24 protein-coding genes, 1 tRNA gene and 1 other RNA gene are annotated in these 20,802 nt (G+C 44.9%); all 26 read right to left on the bottom strand.

Annotation, left to right across the window (positions count from 1 at the left end; all coding sequences use genetic code 11):
- Positions 1-40 precede the first annotated feature (40 nt).
- Positions 41-1,699 (bottom strand): DAK2 domain-containing protein, encoded by a 1,659-nt coding sequence (locus ABID29_RS04320; protein ID WP_354364635.1) that lies wholly within the window; start codon positions 1,697-1,699, stop codon positions 41-43.
- Between the two features lie 2 nt (positions 1,700-1,701).
- Positions 1,702-2,067 (bottom strand): Asp23/Gls24 family envelope stress response protein, encoded by a 366-nt coding sequence (locus ABID29_RS04315; protein ID WP_168549748.1) that lies wholly within the window; start codon positions 2,065-2,067, stop codon positions 1,702-1,704.
- A gap of 172 nt (positions 2,068-2,239) precedes the next feature.
- Positions 2,240-2,428, bottom strand: coding sequence for a 50S ribosomal protein L28 (gene rpmB / locus ABID29_RS04310; RefSeq protein ID WP_277845443.1), 189 nt, complete (start codon positions 2,426-2,428; stop codon positions 2,240-2,242).
- A 472-nt stretch (positions 2,429-2,900) separates the two neighbouring features.
- Positions 2,901-3,782, bottom strand: coding sequence for a class II fructose-bisphosphate aldolase (locus ABID29_RS04305; RefSeq protein ID WP_354364634.1), 882 nt, complete (start codon positions 3,780-3,782; stop codon positions 2,901-2,903).
- Between the two features lie 126 nt (positions 3,783-3,908).
- Complete coding sequence (locus ABID29_RS04300; protein WP_354364633.1) at positions 3,909-4,862, bottom strand: siderophore ABC transporter substrate-binding protein; 954 nt, start codon at positions 4,860-4,862, stop codon at positions 3,909-3,911.
- 18 nt (positions 4,863-4,880) lie between these two features.
- On the bottom strand, positions 4,881-5,630 hold the full coding sequence (locus tag ABID29_RS04295) for an iron ABC transporter ATP-binding protein (protein WP_354364631.1): 750 nt from the start codon (positions 5,628-5,630) through the stop codon (positions 4,881-4,883).
- Positions 5,627-6,595 (bottom strand): iron chelate uptake ABC transporter family permease subunit, encoded by a 969-nt coding sequence (locus ABID29_RS04290; protein ID WP_354364630.1) that lies wholly within the window; start codon positions 6,593-6,595, stop codon positions 5,627-5,629. Before ABID29_RS04290 ends, ABID29_RS04295 begins: the two co-directional genes overlap by 4 nt.
- Entirely contained in the window at positions 6,579-7,550 is a 972-nt protein-coding gene (locus tag ABID29_RS04285; protein ID WP_435533148.1) for an ABC transporter permease, read from the bottom strand. The genes ABID29_RS04290 and ABID29_RS04285 overlap by 17 nt, the downstream gene beginning before the upstream one ends.
- A gap of 231 nt (positions 7,551-7,781) precedes the next feature.
- Positions 7,782-7,867: transfer RNA gene (locus ABID29_RS04280), tRNA-Leu, on the bottom strand.
- Positions 7,868-8,149: 282 nt separating this feature from the next.
- The gene (locus tag ABID29_RS04275) at positions 8,150-8,395 is read right to left on the bottom strand and encodes a hypothetical protein (protein WP_354364628.1); all 246 of its coding nucleotides are present in this window, start codon (positions 8,393-8,395) and stop codon (positions 8,150-8,152) included.
- A 356-nt stretch (positions 8,396-8,751) separates the two neighbouring features.
- Positions 8,752-8,889 carry a 50S ribosomal protein L34 gene (gene rpmH / locus ABID29_RS04270; RefSeq protein WP_083903309.1) on the bottom strand — a complete coding sequence of 46 codons (138 nt, stop codon included), beginning with the start codon at positions 8,887-8,889 and terminating at the stop codon, positions 8,752-8,754.
- A gap of 265 nt (positions 8,890-9,154) precedes the next feature.
- Positions 9,155-10,096 carry an RNA-binding cell elongation regulator Jag/EloR gene (jag, locus tag ABID29_RS04265; RefSeq protein WP_354364626.1) on the bottom strand — a complete coding sequence of 314 codons (942 nt, stop codon included), beginning with the start codon at positions 10,094-10,096 and terminating at the stop codon, positions 9,155-9,157.
- A 27-nt stretch (positions 10,097-10,123) separates the two neighbouring features.
- Positions 10,124-10,930 (bottom strand): YidC/Oxa1 family membrane protein insertase, encoded by an 807-nt coding sequence (locus tag ABID29_RS04260; protein ID WP_354364625.1) that lies wholly within the window; start codon positions 10,928-10,930, stop codon positions 10,124-10,126.
- Entirely contained in the window at positions 10,914-11,273 is a 360-nt protein-coding gene (gene rnpA, locus ABID29_RS04255) for a ribonuclease P protein component (RefSeq protein ID WP_354364623.1), read from the bottom strand. Before rnpA ends, ABID29_RS04260 begins: the two co-directional genes overlap by 17 nt.
- A 93-nt stretch (positions 11,274-11,366) precedes the next feature.
- A complete protein-coding gene (gene gltX / locus ABID29_RS04250; RefSeq protein ID WP_354364679.1) occupies positions 11,367-12,827 on the bottom strand; it encodes a glutamate--tRNA ligase in 1,461 nt (486 codons plus the stop codon).
- A gap of 80 nt (positions 12,828-12,907) precedes the next feature.
- A complete protein-coding gene (locus ABID29_RS04245; RefSeq protein ID WP_354364622.1) occupies positions 12,908-14,167 on the bottom strand; it encodes an MFS transporter in 1,260 nt (419 codons plus the stop codon).
- Between the two features lie 84 nt (positions 14,168-14,251).
- The gene (locus ABID29_RS04240) at positions 14,252-14,911 is read right to left on the bottom strand and encodes a LiaF transmembrane domain-containing protein (RefSeq protein ID WP_354364621.1); all 660 of its coding nucleotides are present in this window, start codon (positions 14,909-14,911) and stop codon (positions 14,252-14,254) included.
- A gap of 3 nt (positions 14,912-14,914) precedes the next feature.
- Positions 14,915-15,361: a LytTR family DNA-binding domain-containing protein gene (locus ABID29_RS04235; protein WP_354364620.1), complete on the bottom strand. Its 447-nt coding sequence runs from the start codon at positions 15,359-15,361 to the stop codon at positions 14,915-14,917.
- Between the two features lie 266 nt (positions 15,362-15,627).
- Complete coding sequence (locus ABID29_RS04230; protein ID WP_354364619.1) at positions 15,628-15,774, bottom strand: hypothetical protein; 147 nt, start codon at positions 15,772-15,774, stop codon at positions 15,628-15,630.
- A 9-nt stretch (positions 15,775-15,783) separates the two neighbouring features.
- The gene (locus ABID29_RS04225; RefSeq protein WP_354364618.1) at positions 15,784-16,497 is read right to left on the bottom strand and encodes a TIGR00266 family protein; all 714 of its coding nucleotides are present in this window, start codon (positions 16,495-16,497) and stop codon (positions 15,784-15,786) included.
- Positions 16,498-16,597: 100 nt separating this feature from the next.
- Complete coding sequence (locus tag ABID29_RS04220; protein WP_435533147.1) at positions 16,598-16,744, bottom strand: carbonic anhydrase; 147 nt, start codon at positions 16,742-16,744, stop codon at positions 16,598-16,600.
- A 21-nt stretch (positions 16,745-16,765) separates the two neighbouring features.
- Positions 16,766-17,449: an LD-carboxypeptidase LdcB/DacB gene (ldcB, locus tag ABID29_RS04215; RefSeq protein ID WP_354364616.1), complete on the bottom strand. Its 684-nt coding sequence runs from the start codon at positions 17,447-17,449 to the stop codon at positions 16,766-16,768.
- A gap of 4 nt (positions 17,450-17,453) precedes the next feature.
- Complete coding sequence (locus tag ABID29_RS04210; RefSeq protein ID WP_354364678.1) at positions 17,454-17,813, bottom strand: DUF898 family protein; 360 nt, start codon at positions 17,811-17,813, stop codon at positions 17,454-17,456.
- Between the two features lie 480 nt (positions 17,814-18,293).
- An RNA gene (ffs, locus tag ABID29_RS04205) (signal recognition particle sRNA small type) lies at positions 18,294-18,392 on the bottom strand.
- A gap of 680 nt (positions 18,393-19,072) precedes the next feature.
- Complete coding sequence (gene tadA / locus ABID29_RS04200; protein ID WP_354364614.1) at positions 19,073-19,576, bottom strand: tRNA adenosine(34) deaminase TadA; 504 nt, start codon at positions 19,574-19,576, stop codon at positions 19,073-19,075.
- Positions 19,577-19,632: 56 nt separating this feature from the next.
- The gene (locus ABID29_RS04195) at positions 19,633-20,634 is read right to left on the bottom strand and encodes an aldose epimerase family protein (protein ID WP_354364613.1); all 1,002 of its coding nucleotides are present in this window, start codon (positions 20,632-20,634) and stop codon (positions 19,633-19,635) included.
- Between the last annotated feature and the right edge of the window lie 168 nt (positions 20,635-20,802).

Genomic DNA, 20,802 nt, shown 5'->3' with positions numbered 1-20,802 from the left:
CAAAAAACTCCTCACCCAATAAGAGAGAGGAGTTCCTAAATTATTCTACACTAAACAAATAAGGGTAAACTGGCTGATCGCCTTGGTAAATTTCTACTTCAAGATCTTCAAACCTCTCTTGTAATTGATCAGCTAAGTCCTGAATAAGTGCTTGATCTGACCCTTCGCCAAGATAGATGGTCACAATCTCGCTATCTTCATCTAACATATGGTCAAATGTATCCGCTAAAGTTTTAGCCATATCCGGCTCAGACACAAGAATCTTGCCGTCTACCATCCCCAGGTTGTCCTTTTCATGAATTTCCAGGCCATCGATGGTGGTATCACGCACAGCAGTCGTGATACTGCCACTAATAACCTGCGACAAGGCTTGGGTCATGGCTTGATGGTTAGCTTCAAGCGTCTTACTATCGTCAAAGGCTAAAAGACTTGTTAGCCCTTGCGGAATGGTCCGCGAAGCTACAACGACCGTTGGTTGCTCTGCAACTTCTGCTGCTGCCTCTGCCGCCATTTGGATATTTTTGTTGTTTGGTAAGAGAATGATGTTCTTTGCATTAACTTCTTCGATCGCCTTGACAATATCCTCCGTGGACGGATTCATGGTCTGTCCACCAGAAATAACATAGTCCACACCTTGGGCTTTAAAGATTTCAGCCAGTCCATCTCCTGCCGAAACAGCAATAATTCCATATTCCTTTTGAGGACCTACTGGAGTAGCTACACGCTCTACTTGGGCTTCATGCTGCTCACGCATGTTATCAACCTTGACTTTGACAAGGCTACCATATTTAAGACCTTCTTGCATGACAAGTCCCGGATCCTCGGTATGGACATGGACCTTAACGATTTCATCATCATTGACCACCAAAAGAGAATCTCCCAAATTACTCAAATAGCCCTGAAATTCTTCGTAGTCGAACTCTTTGATGTAGGTTGGCCCTTGACGCAATGCTACCATAATTTCAGTACAGTAGCCAAAGGTAATATCTTCTGTCGCCACATGACCAACGACCGCCTTATGGTGCTCTGCGTTGATCATCTCACTCATCACAGCCGGCGTTACTTCGAAGTCTTCTGATGCGATGTATTCACCTGTCAAGGCAGACAAGAAGCCCTCGTAGATGTATACAAGACCTTGACCACCTGAGTCAACCACACCAACTTCCTTCAAAACCGGCAAGAGATCAGGTGTTTTCTTGAGCGCACGATTGGCTCCTTCAAGCGCTGCCCGCATAACCTCAACAGCATCATCTGTCTCTTCAGCCTTCTTCAAGGCAGCAGTCGCGGCGCCACGAGAAACGGTCAAAATAGTCCCTTCTACAGGCTTCATAACCGCCTTATAAGCGACTTCTACACCATTTTGAAAAGCACGAGCCAAGTCTTTACCATCGAGTTCTTCTTTATCACGAATCGCTTGACCAAATCCACGGAATAACTGAGATGTAATCACACCTGAGTTACCACGCGCTCCCATCAACAGGCCTTTTGAGAGAATTTGTCCCACCTCTCCTACTGTTGACGCAGGCTTACTAGCGACTTCCTTGGCACCGTTGGTGATGGTCATTCCCATATTGGTTCCTGTATCACCATCTGGCACTGGGAAAACATTTAACGAATTAACATAGTCTGCCTGTTTGTTCAGACGCGTTGATGCCGCCTGAACCATTTCTTGAAATAAACTGGTTGTGATTTTTGACACGATTACTCTCCTACGACCTTGATATTTTGAACAAAGACATTGACTGTCTCAGCTGAAATCCCTAAATGATTTTGTAAGTGAAACTTGACACTTTCTTGAATATTCTTAGAAACCTCACTAATCTTAACACCATAGCTCATCACCGTGTAAACATCAACTGCAATACGGCCTTCTTCATCAGTCTTGATCACCACACCCTTGGCATAGTTTTCACGGCGCAACAAAGCATTGAAATTGTCCTTAATAGCTGCCTTGCTAGCCATCCCAACCACACCAAAAATTTCTGTTGTCGCAGAGCCAACAACAGTCGCAATGACATCATCTGTCAATTCGATTTGACCATCTTTTGTGTTAATCTTTACAGTCATTTTTACTACCTCATTTAGTCTGATACTTCATTTTACCATATTTAGAAGCAAGTGTAAAAATTAAGCCTGCAAAATATAGACTTGACCACAAAGGCTTAGCTGTTTCTTGAGTTCTAAAAAACTGACAATTCCTAACCTTCAAGGCACAAAAAAACAGCCTCAAGGCTGCCTTTTAAATGCGTTCTACTTTACCAGATTTAAGCGCACGCGCTGAAGCCCAAACTTTTTTAGGTTTACCATCGATAAGGACAGTCACTTTTTGAAGGTTTGGTTTCACTGTACGTTTGGTTTGGTTCATGGCGTGTGAACGATTGTTGCCTGATACAGTCTTACGACCTGTAAAATAACATACTTTAGCCATTTTGTATTTCCTCCTACGTAGTCTATATAAGGATGTGCTAGCACCACATACTTACACAGTATATCAGATTCCCACTTATTTAGCAAGTGGGTTTTATCAATATTTTACGAGAAAAACCAACCTAACTATAAGAAAACGCCTACAAAAAGGTTCAGCCCCCTGATCCAAGTCCTGCTCAAACCACCTCCTTTAGCTATGTTCCCTAAGGACCCATTCTCTCCCCTCCAATCAAACTGTTCTTATTAAAACTAGCGCTTCCTAAATGATTAAAGCTTTAGGTGCTCAAATTCAGACTTTGGTTGGCAGAAAATCCGTAAGGATGACAAGTCTTGAAACGAAAAAGCAATCCGAAGACTGCTTTCCTAAATTATGATACTTTATTTGCTCGCTAGTCAGCTAACTCTCAGAACTGACAGAATAGAAAAAATGAACAGGAAAAAGAGCTCCACTAAGGAACTCTTTTCTGTATAAATTATGCCTTGTTGGCTGAACCGAAGACATCGATACGCTCTTCGATGGCGTCTTGAACAGCCTTGATACCAGGTGCCAAGAACTTACGTGGGTCGAAGAGTTTCTTCGCGTCGTAACCAGCCTTGTCTGCAGCGTACTCAGAAGCAAATTTCAAAGTAGCTTCTGCGAAGGCGATTTGACCTTCTGTGTTCACGTTTACTTTTGCAACACCAAGACGGATTGCTTCTTGGATTTGCTCATCAGGGATACCTGAACCACCGTGAAGAACGATTGGGAAACCTGGAACAGCTTCTGTCAATTTCTTCAAGTGATCAAGGTCAAGACCTTCCCAGTTTGCTGGGTATGGACCGTGGATGTTACCGATACCAGCTGCCAAGAAGTCGATTCCTGTTTCAACCATAGCGATAGCGTCTTCGATTGGTGCCAATTCGCCCTTACCAACGATACCGTCTTCTTCACCACCGATGGTACCCACTTCAGCCTCAACTGAGATACCTTTAGCATGAGCAAGGGCAACCACTTCGCGAGCTTTCTCAAGGTTTTCTTCCACTGGCAAGTGTGAACCGTCAAACATGATAGACGTGTAACCAGCTTCGATACACTCAAGTGAGTCTTCGTAGTGGCCGTGGTCAAGGTGGATAGCAACTGGTACAGTGATGTTCATAGACTCGATCAAGTTGGCGATCAAGTTACGAGCAACCTTGTAACCGCCCATGTATTTGGCCGCACCCATAGAGGTTTGGATAAGGATTGGAGCTTGTTTGGCTTCTGCTGCACGCAAGATAGCCTGAGTCCACTCAAGGTTGTTTGTGTTAAATCCGCCGACCGCATAGCCGTTTTCACGAGCTGCTTTGACAAATTCTGCTGCTGAAACTAATGGCATTGTGTAGCCTCCTTTATTTTTTGGGCTTAATTCCCATACACCCCTATTTTACCATTATTTTTAGAAAAAGGCTAGCTGAATTTTAAATCAATGTTCAAGTTTTCACACTTTTTCAGAAAAACAGAACTACTTGGCATAGTCTTTCACATCATCAACCATCAGCTGGATGGATTCTAAGCCTCCTCCGCTTAGATACCACAGGTCTGATGTTAAAGTGATGATTCCATCATTTTGACCAGCATTTGTTGACTGGATCAATTCATTCCTCAAAAGCGCTTCGTTACTTGAGTTATCCCCTCCGATTGCGACGGTTCTATTCAGGACAAAAATCAGGTCTGGATTGATTTCATTGATCCCTTCAAAACTAATTTCCTGGCCATGACGTGATTCTTCAATTTTAGCATCCGTTGGATGGAAGCCAAGAGTGTGATACAAGAAGGCAAAGCGAGAATTTGCTCCATTGATGGCCATATTCCCTTCGTTTAAAATCATGGCGAGGGCTTTTTTATTCGACGCTTGATTGGCTGCAGCTAGCTCTTGAATTTGCTGGTCCAAATCTGCCAATTGTTTCTCTGCATCTTTCACAGCTTCTTCCCCGAAAATCGCCGCTAAACTGGCAATATTTTCCTTGACCGACGACCAATAATTGGCATTGTCTGTTTCAAAAACAATCGTTGGGGCAATCTCTTTGAACTGTTCCATGTATTCAACTGTCCGGCCAGAGGCGATAATCAAATCAGGCTCTAGGGCTGCCACAGCCTCCAGGTCAGGCTCCTTCATGTTTCCTACACTCTGTCTATCCAAAAAATCAGATAGGTAGGCTGGCAGACCTTGCGTCGGCAAACCGACAATACTGTCTTCTTTCCCTAGAGCACGGATGGTATCTACGGCTCCCAAGTCAAAGGAGACAATCTTTTTAGGGTTGACTGGAACACGGACTTCTCCAATCACTACTTCTGTCGGTGCTTCCTCAGCGCTCTCCTTTGCTGGCTGTGTCGTCTTGGTCCCACAGGCTGCCAGCCCCACAAGAATTAAAAGAAGAGCTACAGCGCCAAAAATCGATTTAAAATAGTGTTTCATATTAATTTCCTTTCATTCTCAATACACACAAACTTGTTTTCCATTTACCTCAACCAAGGTAACCGACATATCATATAAGGCATCCAACACCTCCTTTTTCATCACTTCTTGCGTCTTCCCTTTGAAAAAGACTTGTCCTTCTTTAAAGGCTACCATTTCGTCAGCAAAGCGAGCAGCCACATTGATGTCGTGAATGACCATGACCACTGTCTTCCCCAGTTGATCTACCATGTTACGAAGAATGGTCATGATGGCTAGGCTCTGCTTCATATCTAAATTATTTAAGGGTTCATCCAATAAGATAAAATCCGTATCCTGCGCTAAAACCATGGCGATCAAGGCCCGTTGCAACTGTCCGCCAGATAAGCTGTGGATATAGCGCTGCTGCATCGCATCTAAGGCCACGTAGCGCAGGGCTTCCTGAATCTTCACCCGATCCTCAGCAGCCTGCCGGTTCCCGCTATAGGGGTAGCGTCCAAATCCGACCAATTCTTCAACAGTCAGCTTGCTTTGAAGGTGTTGAGATTGCTTCAAGAGAGAAAGTTCCTTGGCTAACTCCTTGTTATTCCAATGCTCTATCTCCTGCCCCTTGATCCAAACAGCTCCGCCATCCTTAGTGATCAATCGACTCATGATGTTAACAAGCGTTGATTTGCCTGCTCCATTTGGCCCTATAAAGGCCGTAAAACTCCCTGGAGTTATTTCTAACGATACCTCTTTTAAGATAGGGTCGTCTCGAAACCGTTTCGAAATAGCCTCTAACTTCATAAGCTTTTTTTCTCCCTAAAAATCAAGTAAAAGAAGAGCAAACCGCCCAACAGTTCAATCACCATACTGATATTGAGCCGATAGCCAAATAAACGCTCGACAATGAATTGCCCCACTAACAAAACCAAAAAACCTATCAAACTAGAAAGGATAAATAATTCCTGATGGCGATAGGTCCGACTGATTTGGTAGCTGATATTGGATATCAAAAATCCAATATAGGTCAAAGGGCCAACCAAGGCCGTCAGAACCGCTACAATCAGGACAATCAGACAGAGTAGGCTTCTCTCTTCTCTTTGCACATCAATTCCAAGCAGCACCGCATTGTCTCGTCCTAAATGCCAGACATCAAGAATGGCCGCTTTTTTCCAGATAAGAACCAGGACAAGGATTAAAATAATGGCACTAATGCTTAAAATCGCCATATTGGCGCGTTGGAAACTCGGAAATAATCGGGCTTGCAATTGGTCGTACTCATTGGGATCCATAGTCACCTGCAAAAAGGTTGACAAACTCCGAAACAAGGTTCCCAATGACATGCAAACCAAAAGAAGTAACAATACCCCCTGCTTGGATAGGTAAGTAAAAGCCGGTTGCAGAAGAAGAAAGAGACCAGACTGGATTGCGATCAAGGCCAGAAAAGACAGGATGGGATGGAGGGTTAATTGCCCAAATAAACGCCAGGAAAACCAATAGAGGAGCGTCTGCAAGAGGACATAGAACGATTCCAGCCCCAGAATCCCCGGTGTTAAGAGGCGATTGCCTGTGATTGTTTGAAAACTAATGCTACTAAAACCAACGCCCACAGCTACCAAGAGGTAGGCCACTAATTTTTGCGTCCTTGCCTTCAGTGCATATGGGGTTAAGACTTGGCTAATCGGAGCATAATAAAGAACAATTCCTAAGATCACTAGAGTCATTAGCAAAAGGATTCGTTTTTGAGATGAATTAGTCATTTTGTTCATAAAAACGTCCCTTCCATAATAACAGGAGAACGAAGGTACCGCTACCGATAATTCCCAAAATCAAACTGACTGGAAGCTCATAAGGAGCGATCAGCCAGCGTGCCAAACAATCGCAGACAAGCACCAGAATTGCACCAATGAGTGCTACCGAAAGATGAGTCTGCTCAAGATGGTCTCCCTTATAGATTCTAACGATATTGGGCACAATGACTCCCAAAAAAGGTAGCGAACCAACCGTAATAACCGTCACACTCGTCGTTAGCGCCACCAAAGAAATAGAGAGCCATTCGTATTTACGATAATCCAAACCAAGCACTTGACTGGAGGCTTCTCCAAGTCCCATCAGGGTAAAACTGGCCGATAGACGCCACACCAAGATCAAAATCAGGAGATTGAAAAAAAGCCATTCGTATTGATTCTTCTGTATCATTGAAAATGATCCCTGCAACCAAGATGAAAACGATTGAACCAGGTTGTAATGGTAAGCCATGATCCCCGCAAATGAGCCGATTATCCCACTATAGACAAGGCCAATCAAAGGCAGTAACCACCGTTCTTGTAGGCGCAAAGCCCTAGTTAATCTCAAGAATAAGAAGGTGAGGAAGATCGAACTCACAAAGGCCAAGGTCATCTTCTGCACTAAAGTAGCTGACGGAAATAAAAACAGACTGATCAATATTCCCAGCTGAGCTCCTTCGATTGTTCCAACTGTCGAGGGCGCTGCAAAATTATTCTGCATAACCGCCTGCATCAAAAGTCCTGCTACAGCCATGGCAGATCCTGCAAGGAGGATACTGAGGGTCCTAGGAAGGCGGGAAGCAGTGAAAATTAGCCAGCTAGCAGACTCGCCCTTGAATAAGCTCCACCAGGAAAAGTCTTCAGAAACTCCTATTGTTAAGGAACATATTATTAGACCTATTAAGATAATCGTTAGAATGAATGGATATTTTCGAATCACTATGGCTCCTTTTTGTTCTGCTTCTCTCTAACCATAACAAAAAATAGAAAAAAGCGCAACCATTTATTAAAGTTTTCTGATTATTTAATGTTTTAAAGGTTACAACAAAGGAACTAAGCAAATCTAGGTCCTCTTTCCCGGGCCCTGCTCATGATTTCCTCTTCAGTTCTGATATTTGAAGACTGGAAAACAAAAAAGAAACAGAAATTTCTGCTTCTTTTTGTACGATGCGGAGAGTGGGACTTGAACCCACACAGCCTAAAGCGGCCACAGGATCCTTAGTCCTGCGCGTCTGCCAATTCCGCCATCCCCGCTAGCAACAAAAACTATTCTACCAGTTCTTCTGATTCTTGTCAAGAGAAAAGTTCAACTTTTTCATTTGCCCCATTGTAAAATGAAGTGCAACACAAAAGACGAATCATTATCTGTGATGCTGAAAGTCGCAAACCTCTACAGAAACGAGGCCAGGAGGACTAGGCAGCCCACCACGAAAGGTCCTTCAGACCTCTACCAGAAGCAGGGTCGGATCATTCGCAGAACTAAATTGAGCTAAACCCTATTCTCAGACTAGAGAAAAATCATCCTTCTTTGGTTTTCTAAAAAATATAAAATAAGACAAAACCACCAAGCAGGGTAAGAAGTCCATATAGAGACCATTTTAGCTTAGTCTCTTCTATCAACAAGGTACAAGCTATGTAAAACAACGAGCTAAGCATCAGCAGGGAAAGTGAAAAGTAAACTGTTCTGAATTGCCCCAATAATAAACTCAGGAGAATCCCCGGAATCATAAACCCATGGACATTTTTCCAGTCTTTTTTAAAGGATTGAACCAATCTTTCCATAATAACCTCCTTCAGAATCAGTTAAATACTGTCCTATGCAGGATATCAAATAGCTTTTATTAACTTTATCTCCCATTGCTTACACAACCGCATTCAGACATCAATCTAACGGTCGCTTTGACTGCCCTGGCCTAAAAACCTTCTAGCCTTATCCAGCATCTCCCCATAAAATCGGCATCATGTCCTAGCAGCGCAGCCTTCATCAAAAAGCTCTTAATAAGCATTGTATTCGTTTCCATTATATCGTTTTTCTACGATTTTAACAAATTATTCTAAATGATTCTTCATCCAGATTCCCAAGGGAAAAACAAAAAACCAACAGGCTCGAGTTCCCATTGGTTTTCTCTTGTCGTCTCTTAAGAAACAGCTAAAACTTTACGGCCTTTGCGGCGACGAGCTGCTAATACGCGACGTCCATTTTTAGTTGACATACGGTTACGGAAACCATGTTTACGCGCACGACGGATTTTACTTGGTTGAAAAGTACGTTTCACGATGAATACCTCCTCTAGAATTTTCGTATTCGTTTAGCCGGCTATTTTGATCAGTTACTAAACATACTTTACTATTCTATCCAAATAGCACCCATTTGTCAAGCCACTTATCACCGACTTGACTAATAATTGTGAAAAAAACAAGTAAAAGTCCAACCCTTTACGCTAAAAGATAGACTTTCCTAGACCGACATTCCATCTTATAGGACATCCAAGGACCAGCTATAACAAAACAGAGCTCCTTTCGAGCCCTGTTAGTGTCATATTAAGCATCACGGCCATCAATATCAATAACCACGTAGCGATGCGGTTCGTTACCTTCTGAGTAAGACGTCACACCGTCCACCTTGGACACGATGCGGTGAATCATCTTGCGCTCATTGTTGGACATAGGGTCAGTATGGTAAGCTGAATTTGTCTCTAAGACACGGTCAATGACTTTTTGCGCATAGCCTTGGAGAACCTCCGCACGGTGCTCCGCATAGTCATTGACATTGAGGCTGACGTAAAAATTGCGGGAATAGTTGTTGTAAATATAGTTCTGGGTCAAGAGTTGAAGGGATTTTAGCACTTTGCCATGATAGCCAATCACTCGCCCTGGCTCATTGGTTTCAATCTGAATATTAATAGAGCGGTTGTTATGGCTGAGATCCAGCTCTGCTTCTACATCCATACCATCAAGTACCGTTTGGAGATAGTTGGCGACTTCTGCTGCCACATCCTCAACTCGGTGTTGCTTTTCCACCTCAATATCAAGATCCTCAAAACTTGTTTCAGGTGTCGGTTCTGGCTCAACTGTCTTAAGGATTTCAATCTTACCGGTTTCTTCTAAAATAGTCGTTGCGGACTTATCGTTCTTCAAGATTTCGGCTTTAACCTCTTCGCCAACGGTTTCGCCTTGCTTCTCATACTCTTTGACTGCTGCCACGACACGGCTCAAATCAACTGTTTCTTCGCTAACGCTTTTAACGGGCTCATTTTTGGCATTGATTTCATCAGGCACACCACGAACAGCCTTCTGGTTAGCTTTTTGGACAGTAACTTCGTTAATGGCCTCAACCTCAACTTGAGCAGGCTTCTTCCCAATGCCTAGAAATCCTTTTTTCTCACGCGCCACAACTGTAATATGAGCCTTGTGACGAGGGATACCTAGGCTTTTTAAACCATTTTGAATCGCTTCTTCAACAGAATTTCCTGTAAATAACATCGTTTTTCTCCTAAATGATTATTCTAATTATTTTCGTTTGTTCGCTTTTTTCTTGGCCTTACGGATGCGAGCCAATCGCTCTTTCTCTGCTACTCGCTCAGCTTCGCGCTCTGCTATGATCTTAAAAGGATTGTTAAACAAGAGGGTCTGGAAAACTTGGAAGGCGTTGCTGACCGTCCAGTAGAGCGCCACACCACTAGAGCTTCTAAGGGCAAACCAGAAGATCATAGCGGTCATCAAGTAGGTCATGACCGTCATCATCCCACTTCTTTCCAGCTGGGCCTTGCTCATCAACCAAGAACTCAAAAAGGTGAAGACTGCCGCCAGAACTGGAAGAACATAGTAGGGGTCTGTCTGACTGAGATTGAGCCAGAGGAATTGCCCTGTCTTTAGGAAATCGACACGGCTCAAGGCCTGAAAGAGGGCCAGAAGGATCGGCATCTGAACAAAGAGGGGTAGCATGGAGGCCATGGGGTTAACCCCTTCTTCCTTATAAAGCCGTTGAAGCTCTTCGTTCAGTATCAGCTGATTGTCTCGACCAGGATATTTTTCCTTAAGGGCATTGATCTTAGGCTGTAACTCCTGCATCTTACGGCTGGAAGCCATCTGGGCCTTGGAAAGAGGTAAAAGCAGGGTTCTAATGATCAGGGTAAAGAAAATAATACCGATACCGATATTGCCTCCCAAACTTAAAAAGCGAATGGCTTGGGCAAAGAGATAGACAAACCTATCCCAAAAGTCCGTTGACTCACTGGTAATCGGGCCTGTTCCACAGGCCGTCAAAATCATGAATCCAGCTATTAGCATCAGTGTTAGTTTAATCTTTCGTTTCACGTTGGTGTCCTTCTTGGTAAATCCTTGCTAATTTTAAAACATGTAAGAGGTTGGTTTCGAGTTCGTGATAGGTCAACCGCTCTACTCCCTTGCGCGCGATAATGACAAAATCTTCCGTCAGGAGGTGATTGCGATGGGCAATGAGAATATGACGCAATCGCCTCTTAATGGCATTTCTGGTTACTGCATTTCCAAGCTTTTTACTAACCGACAACCCCACCCGGAAATGCTTCTGGTCCTGCTTTAAATGATAGACGACAAATTTTCGATTGGCCGTGCTCTGACCCTTATTGAAAATAGCTGAAAAATCCTTTTCTCTTTTGATACGATAGCTTTTTCTCAAAAATAACCTCCACCTATCAAGTACTCTTTCATTATAACATATTTTTCAAAAAAACCAAGAATACACGTGTATTCCTGGTCATTAGCCATATCATTAGTTGATTAATCCTGCCAAAACTTGATCGATGTGTGCAATCGACTTATCTCGTCCCAAGAGGTAGATGGTATCTGGCAACTCTGGGCCATGCATCTCGCCTGAAACCGCGATTCGAATCGGCATGAAGAGATTTTTACCCTTGACACCGGTCTCTTTTTGAACGGCCTTGATTTGCGGGAAGATATTTTCTGCAACAAAGTCTTCTTCAGGAAGGGCCTCCAGCTTGGCTTTGAAGGTTTCAAGCACAACAGGAACTGTCTCTGCTGCCATGACTTCTTTTTCTGCCTCGCCCAACTCTGGGAAATCTGAGAAGAAGAGATCTGTCAAGCCAACGATTTCATCTGCTGACTTGAGTTGGGGCTTGTAGAGTTCGACTAATTTTTCAGCCTTATCTGTCAAACGACCTGCTGCTTCCAGGTAGGGTTTGCAGAGGGCAAAGACAGTTTCCAAGTCGGCTGCTTTCAGGTACTCATTGCTCATCCAGTCCAGCTTCTTCTGGTCAAAAGCTGCTGGCGACTTGCTGAGGCGGTTTTCATCAAAGAGTTCGATCAACTGCTCCCGAGAGAAGATTTCTTCTTCCCCACCAGGGTTCCAACCCAAGAGGGCAATAAAGTTGAAGACTGCTTCTGGCAGATAACCTTTTTTGCGATAGTCTTCGATAAATTGCAGGGTATTGGTATCGCGCTTGGACAGTTTTTTCCCTGTTTCACTATTGATGATAAGGGTCATGTGGCCAAAGACTGGCGCTTCCCATCCGAGAGCCTCATAAACCATGAGCTGCTTAGGAGTATTGGCAATGTGGTCATCCCCGCGAATAACGTGAGAAATAGCCATGTCATGGTCATCAACGACAACCGCGAAATTGTAAGTTGGATAACCGTCTTTTTTCTGGATGACCCAATCCCCGCCGATATTGCCACCTTCAAACTCGATCTCGCCCTTGACCATATCGGTCCATTTGTAGATGCCTGTTTCATTGACAGCCAAGCGGACCGTTGGAATGATACCTGCTGCTTCGCGCTCAGCGATGTAGGCTGCTTTTTCGTCTTCTGACATGCCAAGATACTCGTTGATGTAGCGTGGTGTTTCACCTGCCGCTTCCTGGCGCTCGCGTTCAGCAGCCAATTCTTCCTCTGTCACGTAGGACTTGTAGGCCTTGCCTTCCGAAAGCAGCTGGTCGATATACTTCTGATAGAGCTCCAAACGCTCAGACTGGCGGTAGTTTTCATGGGTTTCTGGACTCTCGTCCCAGTCAATGCCTAACCAGCGCAAATTTTCAAGTTGGCTGCGCTCACCGTCTTCGACATGGCGCTTGCGGTCAGTGTCCTCGATCCGGATTAGGAAGGTCCCTCCGTGGTGGCGGGCATAGAGATAGTTAAAAAGGGCAGTGCGGGCATTCCCAATGTGCAGGAGCCCGGTTGGACTTGGTGCATAACGCACGCGAATAGCTTGTGTCATCATTTTTCCTCTTTATTTTTTTCAATCGTTTCTATTATAGCATGTTTTCCGGAAAAATGAAGACGAAAGACCATTGAAAATCAGGCCATCATTTTCTTGATCAAGGCTTGTCCAAAAAATGAGTAAACGACTACGATGATTCCTAGGATAAGAAAACCTAGTAGGAGTATGTCTAGCGGAACGGCCACAACCAAAGCTGAAACCAATAAGCGAAAGATCAGGGTTCCCAAGTGAAAATAGGTTCCAATTCCGTTGCTAATCATAGCAATCTTTTCTTCTGGTAGGCGGTTCATAATCAGGGCATTGAGCTTGGGATTGATCCCCGCAGCAAGAATCATGGTTAAAAAGAGAACTGCGAAGAAGCCCGGCAGGAAGTGCAGGTAAAAACTCAGAAAGAGGACCGGCACTAAGAGAGTGGCCAGCTGGATTAGGCGCAAAATGCCTAGCCCTTTAAAGACTGTCATCCCCAATACACTGCCTAGGACCCCTCCTACCAGCATGGCAACAGAGACCGCAGCAAGGGTGGTCGCAGGATTGATGAATACAAAGTGAGGGTCTCTATTGATGGCCACTGTCAGCAGAATGGGCACAACACTAAAGAGGGCATTGATCAGGGGAACGATCACCATGATGGTCCGCAACTCCGGTAGGGCCAAGCACTCTCTAATCGCCGTCTGTAAGCTCTTGAAAAGGTCAGACAGGAAACTCTCTCCTTCGGCTCGTTGCTCGATTTTCAAGGGTCTTTGCGCAAGCAGTCTTGCAAGACTAGGACGTAAGAAGAGCATGGTTAAGAGGCAGACCAAAAAGGTCCCACTGTTCAGCCAGGCGATCGCTTGATAAGAAAGGACAGAAACCAGCATGGCGCCCGCTGTTTGAAAGCCGATGGAAAAAATAGAAGCGACTGCCCGCTGAAAGGAAAAGGCGACTTCCCTATCCTCATCTGCCACAATCCGCAAACTCAGCGGCGTGTAGAGGCTGTTCTCGTATTGCCCAGCCAAATCAGACAAAAGGTTAATCCCAGAAGCCAGAAGGGCAATCCCCAAGCTCGGCCTAAAGCCCATGGCTAGCCCAAGAAGGGCATAAAGCCCTGTCCGAAAGGCCATGGTGTAAAGGATGGTCTTGACCTTATCAGGGGTCCGGTCTGCCAGATAGCCCATGAGAAAGCCTGTCAAAATCGGCAAAGTCTCCGAGACACTGACTAGGGCAATGGCTATTTTGGCATCAGGCAAGTCCAAAACATAGGTCATCAGCGCCAGATAATAAAGCACATCACCAAAGTTGGAGAGCATGTCGCTGGCAAAGACCAGCATAAATACCTTGTTGCTAAGTAATTTTTTCATGGAGGTTCCTTTCTTTAGATAAATAGACAGAATTTCCAGATATATGCTCCGATAAATTTTAGAGCAGGCCTGCTGCCCTAAAATTTAGATATACAGAATTTCCAAACTGCTAAAAGCCAAGTCCACTTCAAGTTTCAGGGTTTTCTCATATTCAAAAGGTGGATGCTCCTGCTCAATCGTACTAAAAGCCTTGTCCGCTTGAATGTCTACACGCCAGGTTCTAGGCACATGTAGCCTTGCCGAGCCAAAGGCAATATCAATGGTAAAACTCGCCGCATCACCCACAATCCTTGCGTTGTCAAAATAAATATCCGCACTCCCAAAAGCAATATCTGCGCTACCATGTTTAAAATCATCGTCGTTGATATACCGGGTGACCGAGCCAAAGGCCACGTCTCCATCACTCGACTGAATACCTCTTACAGACTTTAGACCACCTGACCAGGTCCGTTTTTTGGGAAACAAAATGCGTATCCCACAATAGGCTAAGGCGAGAGCAAAAAGCAAGGTCCAAATCCCTACTTTGATCCAGCCGTACTCACTATTTAAAAGGACAAAGACAATAGCACATCCAATATAGGCGCTTTTAATATCTCTTCGCAAGGCATTTTGCAGTGCATCTAGTCCAAAGCCAGCCACCAAGAGTAATTTCCACCAGGGCAGGGACAAGGTGGGAAGATAATGGCCAAAGACCAGCAGGACTGCCAGCACAATCAAACCGACTCCCATCATTGTTTTTTTCATAGGCTACCTCGTTTCTCGTAATTTTTCTTTTAATAGTTGATAATAATGCCGCGAGACATGGACCTGCTTGTGGGTATCGTAAAACCGAATCGTACTGGTCCCTGAAAAGGACTTGTCCAAGGAATAGATGGACTTGGTGTTGACAATGGTCGCCTTGGCCACTCGGCAAAAATGACTGGGTAGGTAATCCTCTAGTTCATAGAGTTTGAGCTTGACTTCATAGGCCTTGTCCTTGGTATGCCCGTAAATCTTAGCCCCATCTGTCTCAAAAAAGAGAAGGTCCTGAACATCTAGGAAGTACTCGCTGCTGCCCTTGTAAAAAATCAAAGGAGGGCGCTTGGCTTGGGCTAGAAGCTGCTGGATCCGCTCAATCTCCGTCCCCAATCGACTAGCACGAATCACGACTTCCACATCATCCAACTGCTCATCCAGCTCAATCTTGATTTTCATCTAGGCCCTCCTTTTCTTTTGATGTTCTTATTATACCAAGCAGATTGGAAAAAACAAGCCATTTTCAGTAAGTGGTCTCAAATGTCGCCTAAGTGGTACAAAAAACCTACCCAGGCAAGTCGCCTTGGTAGGTTCTATGCTCTTCTATGCCTTTAAAAATCAAAGATAGTAGTTGTCAACTCACTTTGACGAACTTCAGTTCTATCATCAGCTTCATTTGCTAGGCTGGATGGATTTTCTTTGAGTATAATCTAGGAGCAGTCGGTCTACTGATCACTTGTTCCATTGCCTTGTATAAAGGTCAGAGCCATAAATGTCACCCCTACAAAACTAAACACAGGTGTTTGACCACTTAAACCAATCACCAAAAACGCAAGACCGATGCCTAAAAAAGCTCCGTTTATTTTTTTCATTCGCTCCTCCTAATGACTCCCTGTAACGATATAAGACTGCAACTGACCGGCAAAAGTTTGAAGATTGAGGCTCTGCACATAGACTTCACCCGTACCACGGAAGGTATTGACCACTCCTTCGCCAGTTCCGATGGACTGCCAAAAGCCATTTTCCAAGTGAATATCGTAGTCCAAGTCCTTGCTCCAAGCCACCACGTGGGCATTGTCAATGGTGATCTCCTCCTGGTTCAGTTCAATCTTTTTGATGGACCCAAAGGCATTGGCCAAGAGAGTCCCCTCGCCTTCAGTGGTCATGACAAAGAAGCCACCCTGTCCTCCAAAAAGGGCCCGCCCCACCGATTGGCGCTCCATGGTGTAGTGAGCAGACCCATCCAGAGCCAAGAAGGCCCCGTCATTGAGGCGGTACTGCTTTTGCCCCAAATCCAACGCAATGACTTGTCCAGGTGCAGAAGGAGCCAAGGCCAGGACCCCGTCATCGCTACTGGAAATGGCCTGGGTGATAAACATGGATTCTCCTGAGACCATAGAACGACCAACTGCGCCAAGGAGTTTGCCAAGGCCTGAGCCACGCCCATTCAAGGTGGTGTTGAGAGCAACACTAGGTGTATGGTAGACCATTGACCCCGCCTGAATAAAGGCCGACTCCCCTTTTTCAAGAGCGATTTCTACTAAAGGAAACTGCATCTTGCTGTCGATAGTATATTTCATTCTATTGTCTGACATAGGACACCTCTTTTGTATTGTTTTTGTAACACAATTATACACCCCCGCACCATCCCTTGTCAACAAAAAACATGAACTCTTCCAAGTCCATGCTTTAACATTAGAATACCTCTGTCACGCGCCCATTGTCCACATCATATATGGCACCACGGACCACGACTGCATCTGGGATTAAACGACTCTCCTTCAAACGGGTCACATCTTCACGGACACTGGCTTCCAAATCCTCAAAAGGATGAAAATCCATTTCTCTGACTGCCTGTCGGAACTAGTCCTCGTAATCACCTCCAGGCACCTTAAAATACTCCTCTAAGGTTAAGCCAGACTCATAAATATCCTTGGCCTCTTGACCAATATAGCGCAAATGCCAGGTCTCCCCCATATAACCTGTAACCTTTTCCTTATCGGCAGGGTAACGGACGATAAAGCCATAGTCATGCGCGTGATTTTCAAGCCAAGAGACCGCATCAGACTCTTCTAGCAACTGACCATTCCCGTCTAAGACGTCAAAGGCAAGACCAGTCTGATGCTCACTATAACCCGGTCTAGCAGAATAACGATCTGCCTCTGCCTGCCCATCCCTGGCGACATAGGTATCATAGAGGCTAGCCTGGTAATCGTAGCTGCGATAGCCACTATACTGTTCAGAGACTGAGAACCCTAAACTTTGCATCTCTGCAAGGATCTTTAAGAAGGCCTGCTGGGCCGTAGGATCCTCTCCTGGTGCATAATCGGCAGAGAGGGGATGCTTTTTATTGACGAGAACAATCTCGTCACCAAGCTTTCCTGTGACACTGTAGTAAGAGCCGTTATAGGTAGGTTCCGTGACCTGCACCTTCTCTTCTGACGAAGACGCAGGCGAAGTGGTTGCTGATTCTTGCTTTGGAGAAGAACAGGCAGACAAGCTTATCAAAAGAAACCCTGCCAAAACTAGTTTTTTAAAAGCTTTCATTTCCCTACCTCTCATCTGCAAAATGCGTGTGCTTGGTTACCCATTGCATAAGTCGGACATAGACCCAAAAGCCATAAATACCAAAAGTAATCAAAGTCAAAAACCACCATTTGATCCAGTTGCCAAATAGTTGAAGCCCCGTTCCATCAAAACGCAGGCGACGTCCACCGATAACCGTATGCCGAACCTCCCATTTTTTCCAGGCACACAGGGCCCAAGGAAGCCCCAGACCAAAGGTCAAAATCATAAAGAAGGCGACCCCAAGAGAATAGATGATGTACTCCAATACACTGCCATCAAAGTACGACCCTGTATCTCTGAAGCTAGCCTGTTCCTGGCGCTGGCGCTCCTTGACATCCTTGATATAAGTCGCTGTCACACCAACGCCTTCTTTAGCATAACCTGCTGCTAAACTAGCACCATCTTTTACTTTTTCTGCAACAATCCCTGAATAAATCTTGGTCTTTTCCTTTAGCTGGTCCAGCGTTTCTGGAGAAATCAGAGGTTCTCCAGCAGTTGGTACCTCTGAAACAGGCTCATTCATTCTTTTATCGTCAAAGCCGCCTTGCTGATTGGCCAGATGCTGGTCTGCCAAATCTGCCAGACCTTGAGCCCTTGGCAGAGGATCGTTTTGAACGAAGTCTCCATTTGCCTTGGCCGCCATAAATTCTTCTGGCAGAGGATTGCGCCCATTCACCGCCTGAAACCATTCCACCCATTCTTCCTTGCTCATAATGCCCTCCTATAAAAACCATTGATTACTAATAGTGTCACTATCTTACCACTTTCTTTCGCAACAGACAAGAGGTAAGAAAAGATTCATGAAAAGACGGTTTCATAGAACTTTGAGAGACAAAAAAAGAGCACAAGCTCTACTTCGCTTAGGGCTGCTGGATTCCTCCCCTGACCCGCTTCACGCAAGAACCTTGCTCCACTATTTATTATAACACAATTTCCTAAAAGTGCAATCTAAAAAATTGCCAACATCAAATCGTGGCAGATAGACTGCCTAAGCAATCAATGCTTCAAAAAGTCTTTGCTTGTCCAAAACAAGAGCATGACCAGCATGAGGCTGATGTGATACCCAAGCCCTAGGCCATGAACCAAGAGAGTTTTCAAACCCTGCCAAAAGTCAAGAAAGCCCAGCGAAATTAGATTTTTAAAAGGCGATAGGTAAAGAACAACAACCAGCAAAACCGAAATACTCTTCAACAAACGGCTATCTTTCTTCTAATCAGCCCATAGGCCAAATAGATAAGCCACCACCAATACAAGCACCAAGAAAAGATGTTCCCCTAAAAATTGATAACCAGATACAGCTCTCAAGCTATACCCCCTCCGAATCCATGGTGTATGTAAAGGGAAAAAATGAAGAAACAGCTAATAGCAAAGCTACTATGGTTAATCGTCGTTTTCGTTTCATCTTAAAATTTTCCTATTCATAATCTTGTCTTGCATTCTGATGTTCCTAATTCCCTTTCTAGCTATCTGCTACTATAGCAGAAAATGCGACAGGTCTATCCGAAAGATTGGTAATGGGTGAACATCTAGCCTTACAATTCTAAATGTCCTTTTAATAGTCCACTTTAAAAAGAGAGCAAGCGAAAGAACCCCGTCACTCAGTCAGGTCTCAATACTTGACTTCTGCTTTTCCTCCTTTTTCCGCTCCCGTCCTTGTCTAAAAAACGTCTGCATGATTTGTACACAGTCTTCTTCTAGGACACCAGAGTCAACAGTCACGCGGTGGTTGAGGCGGCTATCGGTCAGGATCTGGTAGAGCGAGTCCACCGCTCCAAACTTAGGATTTTTAGCCCCGTAAATGACTTGAGGAATCCGGGCAAGCCCGATGGCCCCGCTGCACATAACGCAAGGTTCGATGGTCACAAAAAGGGTACAATCCAGAAGGCGCCAGTTGCCAACCGCCTGATTAGCCTCTTGGATGGCCATGATTTCCGCATGGAGAATAGCTTGGTTTTGCTCCTCACGCGCATTGTGCCCGTGTCCAATAATCACGCCATCCTTGACGATGACACAACCGATGGGGATTTCCTGTTTAGCCAGAGACTTCTGAGCTTCCAGCAAGGCCTGTCCCATAAAATACTCTTTTTCTTCATTTGTATAATCCATACGCCCATTTTAACAAAAAGTGACCAAGAGAGCTAATCTTGACCACTTTTATCAGCTTAATAATTGAATTTAAAGCAGGTTCGACTGCTAAACCGTTTTCCTGCCTTGAGGATAATATCGCCAAAGTGCGGATACTTGATCGCATCTGGCAAAACTTGAGTTTCAAGGGTGAAGGCTCCATGCGGCACAACTTTTCTGCCATCTGCGACTGGCCAGCCATAGGTGTAAATGACAACAGCAGGCTGGTCCGTCGTCATCTCGAGGCAAACCTTCTGATCGGCACTGTTGACTACGACTTGAGGACCTTCGCCCTGCAATTCCCAACCGTGGTCATAACCCTGAGCCAGAGCATTCTGAGGGTGACTCTTATCAAATCCTTGACCAAAGGGGGCAGCCTCCCTAAAATCAAAAGGGGTTCCAGCAACTGGCAAGAGTTCACCTGTCGGTGTATTGTCGCTCCTCAGAGGCGCATAGCGGTCTGCTTGGATCCGTAAGGTCTGCCGGGCAATGCTCCTAGTCACATCGCCATCCAGGTTAAAATAGGCATGATTAGTTGGATTAAAGACCGTATCTGACTCACTCTCCCCCTCAGTCTCAATGGTCAGGCTATTCCCTTCTAAACGATAAGTCACCCTGACAGCAATCGGGCCTGGAAAGCCATTTTGCCCATCCGCCAAAACCGTCTCAAAGGTGATGAATCTGTCCCCAAGCTCCAATACTTCCCAGTAAGCATTGTGGAGACTCTCTGGTCCTCCGTGAAGATTGTAGTCCCGTTCATTGACCGTCAGACTATAAGTCTTGCCGGAAACTTGAACCTCTGCTCCAGACAAACGGCCAGCTACAGGACCCACCATAGCACCGATATAAACATCCTCTTGGACATAGGCCTCATCGCTAGCACAACCAAGCAAAATGTTACGTCCTCCATCTGCTAAAGGAAGCCAAAGTTGCACCAAACGGGCACCGAAATTACTGACCACCAGTCGTAACCCCGTCTCACTCACCAATTGGTAGGACCTTGCCTTCTTACTGCCAAAAGCACTCACTTCAACTGCCATACAAACCTCCTTTTATCTCTGTTATAGACACTCTATTTTTAGAAAAAATGTTCATACCTTGGGAGCAAAAAATGTCTTTCCAATGCTTTTTCTGAACCTTCTTATTCCTAAACTTAATGCTTCTCAGCTATCCACTAAACAATAGAACTGTTCCGACATCAGTATCCT

This window comes from Streptococcus rupicaprae (assembly GCF_040545225.1).
GTDB lineage: Bacteria > Bacillota > Bacilli > Lactobacillales > Streptococcaceae > Streptococcus > Streptococcus rupicaprae.
The sequence above is the reverse complement of the archived record's forward strand: the minus strand, read 5'-3'. Positions and strand labels throughout refer to the sequence as shown.

Coding starts and splice junctions, on each gene's coding strand:
- jag (WP_354364626.1), bottom strand. CDS start 10,096: ATGTTATTTACAGGAAATTCTGTTGAAGAAGCGATTCAAAATGGTTTA.
- ABID29_RS04230 (WP_354364619.1), bottom strand. CDS start 15,774: ATGAAAAAAATAAACGGAGCTTTTTTAGGCATCGGTCTTGCGTTTTTG.
- ABID29_RS04245 (WP_354364622.1), bottom strand. CDS start 14,167: ATGAAAAAATTACTTAGCAACAAGGTATTTATGCTGGTCTTTGCCAGC.
- ABID29_RS04235 (WP_354364620.1), bottom strand. CDS start 15,361: ATGAAAATCAAGATTGAGCTGGATGAGCAGTTGGATGATGTGGAAGTC.
- ABID29_RS04290 (WP_354364630.1), bottom strand. CDS start 6,595: ATGAACAAAATGACTAATTCATCTCAAAAACGAATCCTTTTGCTAATG.
- gltX (WP_354364679.1), bottom strand. CDS start 12,827: ATGACACAAGCTATTCGCGTGCGTTATGCACCAAGTCCAACCGGGCTC.
- ABID29_RS04300 (WP_354364633.1), bottom strand. CDS start 4,862: ATGAAACACTATTTTAAATCGATTTTTGGCGCTGTAGCTCTTCTTTTA.
- ABID29_RS04315 (WP_168549748.1), bottom strand. CDS start 2,067: ATGACTGTAAAGATTAACACAAAAGATGGTCAAATCGAATTGACAGAT.
- ABID29_RS04195 (WP_354364613.1), bottom strand. CDS start 20,634: ATGGCAGTTGAAGTGAGTGCTTTTGGCAGTAAGAAGGCAAGGTCCTAC.
- ABID29_RS04240 (WP_354364621.1), bottom strand. CDS start 14,911: ATGAAAAAAACAATGATGGGAGTCGGTTTGATTGTGCTGGCAGTCCTG.
- ABID29_RS04275 (WP_354364628.1), bottom strand. CDS start 8,395: ATGGAAAGATTGGTTCAATCCTTTAAAAAAGACTGGAAAAATGTCCAT.
- ldcB (WP_354364616.1), bottom strand. CDS start 17,449: ATGAAAGCTTTTAAAAAACTAGTTTTGGCAGGGTTTCTTTTGATAAGC.
- ABID29_RS04295 (WP_354364631.1), bottom strand. CDS start 5,630: ATGAAGTTAGAGGCTATTTCGAAACGGTTTCGAGACGACCCTATCTTA.
- ABID29_RS04225 (WP_354364618.1), bottom strand. CDS start 16,497: ATGTCAGACAATAGAATGAAATATACTATCGACAGCAAGATGCAGTTT.
- ABID29_RS04305 (WP_354364634.1), bottom strand. CDS start 3,782: ATGCCATTAGTTTCAGCAGCAGAATTTGTCAAAGCAGCTCGTGAAAAC.
- rpmB (WP_277845443.1), bottom strand. CDS start 2,428: ATGGCTAAAGTATGTTATTTTACAGGTCGTAAGACTGTATCAGGCAAC.
- tadA (WP_354364614.1), bottom strand. CDS start 19,576: ATGGATTATACAAATGAAGAAAAAGAGTATTTTATGGGACAGGCCTTG.
- ABID29_RS04220 (WP_435533147.1), bottom strand. CDS start 16,744: ATGGATTTTCATCCTTTTGAGGATTTGGAAGCCAGTGTCCGTGAAGAT.